The organism is Lentibacillus populi, from assembly GCA_014642895.1.
GTDB lineage: Bacteria > Bacillota > Bacilli > Bacillales > Amphibacillaceae > Lentibacillus_C > Lentibacillus_C populi.
The window spans coordinates 22,495-28,776 of the sequence record BMJD01000049.1 but is presented as its reverse complement, the minus strand read 5'-3'; the positions used below and the strand labels follow the sequence as shown (position 1 = coordinate 28,776).

The window sequence follows — 6,282 nt, the reverse complement described above, 5'->3', positions numbered from 1 at the left end:
TGGTTCTTCGATTGTTGAGTCAGCTGTGTCCTCAGCTTCATTAAAAAGGGAAAGTTGGTCTGGATTGGTTTTCTCGCTGGAAGAACCGAATCGTTGTCGCTGGCTTAGGCGAAATTGCTCCTCATACCATTTTAATTTTGCCTCTAAAGCTTCCTTTTCCAATTGTAGCTTTTCAGCACGTTCTTTATAGTATTCCATTGCCTTTGGTGATTGCGCCGTATTTTCCATACCTTAAGTATAAGGGAAGGAACCCGGCTTGCCTAGTCGAATTCCCATTTTCCCATATTTCACTTTATTTATAGGATGGTACGCGCTTTTACTTCATGATGTGCCTGCTTTTGTTCGAGTGGTAACCCGTCCAACAACCAGCGTAACTGCCGTGGGTTAATACGCACGGCGCCGGAATCCTTTTCAGATGGCCACCGGAATGTTCCGCGTTCCAACCGACGGTAATGCAACCAAAACCCGTTATGTTCCCATTGAAGAATTTTGAGCTTATCGCGTTTTCGATTACAGAATACGAAGACGCTGGGAGAAAAAGGGTCGAGATCAAAGCATTCCTTTACGATAACGGCCAAACCATCTATAGACTTTCGGAGATCCGTACTTCCGCGAGCTAAGTAGACCCGTTCAATTGGTGCATTCGTTAACATTGATTTTGTAGCACATGGACAACATCGGATAATACGGCCATATTAGCTCCTGGACGTACCTCAACGGAAATAGCCCCGAAATGAATGAATACAGGCTCCTGTCCAGTAGTGACATTGATCGGTTCATCAACTTTGACCGTCAGCCATTGCGTTTCCGATGTTTCCTTTTTTGGAGTATCGTACTCAAATTTCTGTATCCAATAATACATTTGATGATCTTTTACACCTTGTTTACGACACCACTCGGCCACACTTAACCCACTTGCTTTCCAGGCATCAAACCGCGCTTTCCATTCTATTCTTTTGTCTGCTTGGGTCATTGCAAAACCTCCCGAATTAATTTCTAAGGAGATTATCGCATGATAAGCTCATGAATCATAGGTGGGTAGTACTTGACGCTTACGTTTCCAAACCTTAAAAAACTTGAACAAAGAAGGCGTTATACGGGCCACGAAGTAAAGAAACAACTAGAAATTGCTGGTTTTAAAGATGTTCAAGAAATCAAACTTTGGGAAACGAGAAAAAAATACACTTCAAAGACGGACTTACTTAAGGAGATTAAATCAAGGAAAGGTCGTTCTATTCTTTTTGAGCTTAGTGATGCAGAGTTAGAAGAACTTATATCTCATATTGATGGGAAGTTAAGTAACGACGAAGTTATTGAAGAAAAAGATCGTTGGAGCATTTGGAGAGCAAACAAGTAGAAAGAGTAGTACAAGAGAAGGAAGTTAAAAATTCCAATTTTTTTCAATAGATATATGGCCTCTAAAAAATAATCCCTCGCGGCCGGCTAATGAACAGGAGGGATTATTTTTATTGCTTTTTTCAGACATGATTTACATTTTAATAGAAACCCTTTTTGTCAATACGCGGATTATCCAAATAATAATAACTATTATAACGAATATACCTGGAATTGTAATGACTGCTGGTAAATCCAGGGATGAAAACCTGTCAGCCACAGGTAAATTCAGAGACATCCGTATTAGCACGTCTACTAAGGTCAAACTAATCAGTCCAAGAAGGATAGATCCTAGACCTGTTATCGTATCATATCGATAGAAACTTGCACTAATGAACCAGCCTACTAAATAATACATAAAAATGTTTAAACTAAATAAACCAATGGCTAAGATCCAATTGCTCCCGGGATCAACGAACGGAGTTAAAATGACAGACTGTACAATATCACCAATAATATTACTATCAATATCTAATACCACTTCATTAAGATTTGGTTCTTTTAAACCTATGTTAGCCATATTTTTTAAAATGAATTGTCCTATTACAGATATGCAGATTGCAATAATTGGAATAACAACAGATAATCCAATAGAAGCCAGAAGTCCCCCTTTAAAATAATCCTTTCTTGTCACACCGTTTCCTGCATAATGGGGGAGAAAGTAAACAGATATCAGCCCAATAACAAGCATAAATATATTGGCTGCAACAAAAACCGAATTATAGTAACTGTCTACTTCATTTCCTTGGATAAATGCTGTTATTATTTTAACAATGTGAATGACCAGCATGATACCTAAGAATCCAAATGCCCAGTACAACTGAACCAAAAACATATCTTTTGCAACCTTAGGGAAAGTTGTGGTTTGTTTCATATTATTCCTCCTCCGTTAAATGGACAAACAAATCATGAAGGGAGACCGGTGCTACCTCAAGTCCTTTAGCCAATGCAGTATTTCGTTCGTGATCATCGAGTTCCCCGTAAATCATCACCGATTTCGTATCGCCCAATTGTTGTACGTTAATCTGTTCCTTTGCTTGAACAAAATTATCTACTAGTTCTCTGTTCCCAGTAATCGTAGCCCCTTTTGAGATAAGGGAATTGTATTCTTCCTGCAGCAGAAATTTACCTTTGTTTATTATAATGACTTCATCAAATAAATAATCCATTTCAGATACAAGATGAGTGGAAAGGATCATGATTCTCGGATGATTTTGTTGATCCTTTAATAACTCTTTGTAAAATATATCTCTTGAAGGAGCGTCCATGCCAAGGTATACCTCATCAAAGATGGTTACCGGTGCTCTAGTCGATAAACCAATAATGACATTCAAGGCAGATTGCATCCCTTTCGAAAACTGTTTTACCGGTTTCTTTTTGTTGAGTTTAAATTTCTCAATAAGATATTCCGCATAATCCATATCGAAATTAGGGCGATAGCGCTGTATGTCTTGTAGCATATCTTTTACATTATCCGATTCATCTTTATAGTCTTTGTCATACATAAAGGCAACTTGCTGCATGATTTTAGCATTTTCAAATGGTTCTTCGCCATTGATGGTTATGGAACCTGATGAGGCTTCACGGAATGATGCCAATACAGAGAGAAGCGATGTTTTGCCAGCCCCATTTCTTCCCAGCAGGCCATATATTTTCTCACCGCTTAGTTCGAGTGTTATATCCTTAAGAGCCACGTGATTACGATAGGTTAGACTTAAATTTTTTACCTTAATGTTCATTTTGTATCACGACCTTTCACATTTTTAATGAATTGAATGATGTCATTTTGAGTGAATCCCAACTTATCAGCCTCATAAACTAATTTGACAACATAATCTTCCATAAAGGATTCTTTTTGTTTTTGAATAAGTTTTTCTCTGGCCCCCGCTGCAACAAACATACCAATCCCTCGCTTCTTGTAAAGAATACCTTCATCAACCAATTGATTAACTCCTTTAGATACTGTGGCATGGTTAATCTTATAAAAATTTACAAGTTGATTTGTAGAGGGTGCCTGCTCCCCTTCTTTTAGCTGATACTTAATAATTTGATCTTCAATTTTTTCACGCACTTGCATATAAATTGGTTTATCTTGATCAAAAGGTCCCCTCATTGATATCTCCCACTATTCTTAAAGTTGTTATACACTCATACGGTTATATACTTATGTGTATAACAATAACAGTTATTTTATTCACAGTCAATATTGGAAAGGAAAAAGAATAAAAATAGGCAAAAGCATATATGGAATGGGGGATGGGAGAGGTCATTGGCTTCGTCCAGATACATAAACAAATGGCTCCCGAAGCAGACGGGTGTTTCGGGATACCTTTTTGATTCATGGAAACGAGGAAATGAATCGAGTGCCCCAATGTGCGAAAAGAATAAAACTTTTTTCCAATCCGATGCCACCCATTCCGGATTTGTTTCGATGGTAATGGTAGAAAGGGATGCTTTCCGATTCAGTTGGATTATTTCTGCTTTCCTCATTTCAAATGGAACGAAAGGGGGCTTCCGCTTTGGAAAGAAGTACGATCACGGTGAAAGAAGTCGCGGCTTATTTGGGGGGTTCATACCAATACGGTTTATTATCTCGTGAAGCTGAACGAGATACCGTATTTGAAGCTGCGCAATCGCATTTTGTTTACAAAGGACTCGATTGATCTATGGATGCAAGACCAGGCTAACGCAAAAAATGTTAGCTCGAGGTCTCTAATGTAACACTCCTTAGATATCAAACTTTAAAATAATACTTTTATATTAAAAGTAATGTTATTCAGGAAAAGAGTTCGCTAATCGAATAGTGCCCCCTTTTGAATCTGACCAGATTGTGGAGGAATGGATTTACTTAATCATGCCTTTTAATGTAAACTGAATTTACACAGTTATTTAAATGATTAATTATAAAACAATTTTTATATATATATTTAAGCCATTATGAGTAAAAACAATAAGGGGGAAATTAACATGACAAAGGGAAATAAAATCAGCAATAAAAAGGAGTTGTCACCAGAACAACGCGAAGAATTACTCGGAGGATTGAAAGCCCGTTTCGAGAAAAACATGCACCGCCATAAAGGTCTTGAATGGGCTAAAGTCCAATCAAAACTGGAAGCTAATACGGAAAAACTGTGGTCGCTCCATGAAATGGAAAGAACTGGCGGTGAACCGGATGTTGTTGGTCATGATAAAAAGAAGGACGAATACATTTTTTATGATTGTTCAGCGGAAAGTCCTAAAGGTCGCAGAAGTGTTTGTTACGACCGTGAAGCGCTGGAGTCAAGGAAAAAACATAAACCAGAAAATAACGCGCTTGATATGGCAGCTGCCATGGGCATTGAAATTTTAACAGAAGAACAATATCGAGCAATGCAGGAACTTGAAAATTTCGATAAGAAAACGTCGAGTTGGGTGCAAACACCTTCTGATATTAGAGAACGCGGCGGTGCCCTTTTTTGCGATTATCGTTACGGGCACGTCTTCGTGTATCACAATGGTGCGGAATCTTACTATGCTGCCAGAGGGTTCCGTGGCTCGCTAAGGATCTAAGTTTTGCCCAGACAACAAAATGTGAATGTGAGAACGGATCACCTGGGGAGGGCTGTAATTTCATTTTTCAACTATTAGGCGCCATTCGTCAATTCTTAATAAAGTATTTGGATTATGTAGTTTTCTTTAATTAATGAATGGAGAGATAGATATATGGAAAACGATTGGGATATAGCAATGGATTCTCTTTCCAAGACTACTGTTTTTTCAAATCCAAATAACGAGCCTGTAACCATAAGTGGTCACGCTGATGATTTGAAATGTATCGGTGTGGGGACAGATGCGGCCGTTTTTCAATCTTTAAACGCCCCAGCTTATGCATTTAAAAAATATGCCAAGGACAAAATAGCTAAAGTAAAAGTGGAAGCAAATGTTTATCAAAAATTAGGAGATTCACCTTTCTTTTCAACATGTTTTGCTGCTTATGACGAATGCCTCGTTTTAAGCTACGAAGAAGGAAAGACTCTTTTCGACTGCGTCCTACAAGGGATTCACATTCCGGAACAGGTTATAAATGACGTGGAGGATGCAAGAGAATATGTTCGTACGAAGGGGCTTAACCCACGTGATATCCATTTGAAAAATATTTTACTACAAAACGGAAGAGCAAAAATACTTGATGTCTCGGAATACATACTGCCAGGTAATGATTTCAGATGGGAGCATTTAAAAAAAGGATATGAACAATACTATCATTTAATTGATGAGAAGTCTGTACCATTTTGGTTAATGGAAACGGTTCGAAAGTGGTATAACCGGCGGAATAAATATTTTTCTTCGTATGAAGAGTTTATAAAATTTGTTGTAAATTTTTTATATAAAAAATAGAGGAACTAGCCTCCCTCACTCAATGTATTTGTACAGGAGTTGATAGCTATCTTCCTAAAACGGCGCTTTAGCCGAATAAAATGTTCATTTATCGGGCCATTAACAGAATAATTAAGGGAGGATGTATCATGACCAAACATAAAATTTATACCATGAGTGTTGCAAAAGTTTATCCCCATTATATTTCGAAAGCAGAGAAAAAAGGACGTACCAAATCAGAAGTCGATGAAATTATCCGTTGGTTGACAGGATATAGCCAGGAAGAGTTAGAATTACAACTGGAAAAACAGACAGACTTTGAGACCTTCTTTGCGGAAGCTCCCCAATTGAATCGCGCGCGTGCTTTGATCAAAGGTGTAGTCTGCGGCGTCCGAGTGGAAGATATCGAAGAACCAACGATGCAGGAAATTCGCTATTTGGATAAGCTAATCGATGAGTTAGCAAAGGGAAAAGTGATGGAGAAGATTTTGCGGAAATAATAATTAAAAACGAAGAAACACTGATTCCATT

The 6,282-nt window shown here is 38.0% G+C and carries 12 protein-coding genes; 6 read left to right on the top strand and 6 right to left on the bottom strand.

Annotation, left to right across the window (positions count from 1 at the left end):
• The 3 genes from IEX12_RS19910 to tnpA form a co-directional block, all read right to left on the bottom strand.
• On the bottom strand, nucleotides 1-198 hold a 198-nt coding region (locus IEX12_RS19910), incomplete at its 3' end, for an IS66 family transposase (protein ID WP_286171307.1).
• Between the two features lie 98 nt (nucleotides 199-296).
• A complete protein-coding gene (gene tnpB, locus IEX12_RS23945) occupies nucleotides 297-653 on the bottom strand; it encodes an IS66 family insertion sequence element accessory protein TnpB (RefSeq protein WP_088049270.1) in 357 nt (118 codons plus the stop codon).
• Entirely contained in the window at nucleotides 647-973 is a 327-nt protein-coding gene (gene tnpA / locus IEX12_RS19900; RefSeq protein WP_088049269.1) for an IS66 family insertion sequence element accessory protein TnpA, read from the bottom strand. The genes tnpB and tnpA overlap by 7 nt, the downstream gene beginning before the upstream one ends.
• A 72-nt stretch (nucleotides 974-1,045) precedes the next feature.
• Here tnpA and IEX12_RS19895 point away from each other — a divergent pair, with 72 nt between their 5' ends.
• Entirely contained in the window at nucleotides 1,046-1,357 is a 312-nt protein-coding gene (locus IEX12_RS19895; RefSeq protein WP_188725759.1) for a hypothetical protein, read from the top strand.
• Nucleotides 1,358-1,489: 132 nt separating this feature from the next.
• Here IEX12_RS19895 and IEX12_RS19890 read toward each other — a convergent pair whose 3' ends face one another.
• The 3 genes from IEX12_RS19890 to IEX12_RS19880 are packed head-to-tail and all read right to left on the bottom strand — an operon-like array spanning nucleotide 1,490 to nucleotide 3,508.
• Complete coding sequence (locus IEX12_RS19890) at nucleotides 1,490-2,269, bottom strand: hypothetical protein (protein WP_088049376.1); 780 nt, start codon at nucleotides 2,267-2,269, stop codon at nucleotides 1,490-1,492.
• Between the two features lies 1 nt (nucleotide 2,270).
• The gene (locus tag IEX12_RS19885) at nucleotides 2,271-3,134 is read right to left on the bottom strand and encodes an ATP-binding cassette domain-containing protein (protein WP_088049377.1); all 864 of its coding nucleotides are present in this window, start codon (nucleotides 3,132-3,134) and stop codon (nucleotides 2,271-2,273) included.
• Nucleotides 3,131-3,508: a GntR family transcriptional regulator gene (locus tag IEX12_RS19880; RefSeq protein WP_088049378.1), complete on the bottom strand. Its 378-nt coding sequence runs from the start codon at nucleotides 3,506-3,508 to the stop codon at nucleotides 3,131-3,133. The genes IEX12_RS19885 and IEX12_RS19880 overlap by 4 nt, the downstream gene beginning before the upstream one ends.
• Nucleotides 3,509-3,914: 406 nt before the next feature.
• Here IEX12_RS19880 and IEX12_RS19875 point away from each other — a divergent pair, with 406 nt between their 5' ends.
• From IEX12_RS19875 to IEX12_RS19860, 5 genes are all read left to right on the top strand, one after another.
• A complete protein-coding gene (locus IEX12_RS19875; RefSeq protein WP_230856225.1) occupies nucleotides 3,915-4,058 on the top strand; it encodes a hypothetical protein in 144 nt (47 codons plus the stop codon).
• Entirely contained in the window at nucleotides 4,015-4,116 is a 102-nt protein-coding gene (locus tag IEX12_RS23940) for a hypothetical protein (protein ID WP_503826796.1), read from the top strand. The genes IEX12_RS19875 and IEX12_RS23940 overlap by 44 nt, the downstream gene beginning before the upstream one ends.
• 246 nt (nucleotides 4,117-4,362) lie before the next feature.
• On the top strand, nucleotides 4,363-4,944 hold the full coding sequence (locus tag IEX12_RS19870; protein WP_102415669.1) for a DUF4256 domain-containing protein: 582 nt from the start codon (nucleotides 4,363-4,365) through the stop codon (nucleotides 4,942-4,944).
• Nucleotides 4,945-5,097: 153 nt separating this feature from the next.
• Complete coding sequence (locus IEX12_RS19865; protein WP_102415668.1) at nucleotides 5,098-5,772, top strand: serine/threonine protein kinase; 675 nt, start codon at nucleotides 5,098-5,100, stop codon at nucleotides 5,770-5,772.
• A gap of 128 nt (nucleotides 5,773-5,900) precedes the next feature.
• Nucleotides 5,901-6,251 carry a DUF2200 domain-containing protein gene (locus IEX12_RS19860; RefSeq protein WP_088049381.1) on the top strand — a complete coding sequence of 117 codons (351 nt, stop codon included), beginning with the start codon at nucleotides 5,901-5,903 and terminating at the stop codon, nucleotides 6,249-6,251.
• Nucleotides 6,252-6,282 lie beyond the last annotated feature (31 nt).

Coding starts and splice junctions, on each gene's coding strand:
- tnpB (WP_088049270.1), bottom strand. CDS start 653: ATGTTAACGAATGCACCAATTGAACGGGTCTACTTAGCTCGCGGAAGT.
- tnpA (WP_088049269.1), bottom strand. CDS start 973: ATGACCCAAGCAGACAAAAGAATAGAATGGAAAGCGCGGTTTGATGCC.
- IEX12_RS19890 (WP_088049376.1), bottom strand. CDS start 2,269: ATGAAACAAACCACAACTTTCCCTAAGGTTGCAAAAGATATGTTTTTG.
- IEX12_RS19885 (WP_088049377.1), bottom strand. CDS start 3,134: ATGAACATTAAGGTAAAAAATTTAAGTCTAACCTATCGTAATCACGTG.
- IEX12_RS19880 (WP_088049378.1), bottom strand. CDS start 3,508: ATGAGGGGACCTTTTGATCAAGATAAACCAATTTATATGCAAGTGCGT.
- IEX12_RS19870 (WP_102415669.1), top strand. CDS start 4,363: ATGACAAAGGGAAATAAAATCAGCAATAAAAAGGAGTTGTCACCAGAA.
- IEX12_RS19865 (WP_102415668.1), top strand. CDS start 5,098: ATGGAAAACGATTGGGATATAGCAATGGATTCTCTTTCCAAGACTACT.
- IEX12_RS19860 (WP_088049381.1), top strand. CDS start 5,901: ATGACCAAACATAAAATTTATACCATGAGTGTTGCAAAAGTTTATCCC.